This window comes from Alcanivorax sp. HI0083 (genome assembly GCF_001635175.1).
In genome coordinates, this window is record NZ_LWFX01000456.1 from 1 (window position 1) to 563 (window position 563).

Consider the following 563-nt stretch of genomic DNA (forward strand, 5'->3'; position numbering starts at 1 on the left):
GACGCGCCCCGTACGGATATAGGCCACGTCTTCCCAGTCGATGGAAATCAGATCGAAATGATCACTGTCGATTTCCACCGACTCTTCATGCAGGACCTTGATCCGCCCTTTAACCCACTCGCCAGTATCCAGCTGTATCCAGTCCCATTGCTGCACGTCGAAACTGGGCGGCCGCCAGATCTCTGGCGGGGTACTGGCCGTGTCAAAGGTTTGGTCCGCTGCAAAGGCGGCGGCTGGAAGGGTGCCGACAAGCAAACAGGCAGCCCAGAGGGCTGCCTGTTTGCTTGTCTGGCCAGAAGCGCTGCCAGAAGATTGGCCAGCCATTGCTGGCCAGCCTTTAACCACTACTTTTTTCATTACTTACCATAAGGTACGGCTTCGTACGGGTTGCCACCCAGGGCTGCGGAGATATCCGCAATGGCTTTCTGGGCGCGTACGCTGTTACCGGCCTCATCCAGCGGCGGGGAAATAGCCGCAATGCCGAACTTGCCCGGGGAAACGGCAATAATACCACCGCCCACACCACTCTTGGCAGGCAGGCCGGTTTTGTACAACCACTTGCC

1 protein-coding gene and 1 pseudogene are annotated in these 563 nt (G+C 57.9%); both read right to left on the bottom strand.

Going from position 1 to position 563, the window contains the following annotated elements; genetic code table 11:
- Positions 1-357, bottom strand: a pseudogene (locus A3754_RS04670) (DUF481 domain-containing protein); the annotation flags it as partial.
- Positions 357-563, bottom strand: a 207-nt coding sequence (locus tag A3754_RS04675) for a glutaminase (RefSeq protein WP_197468460.1), incomplete at its 5' end; no start/stop codon positions are given. The gene A3754_RS04675 and the pseudogene A3754_RS04670, both read right to left, overlap by 1 nt.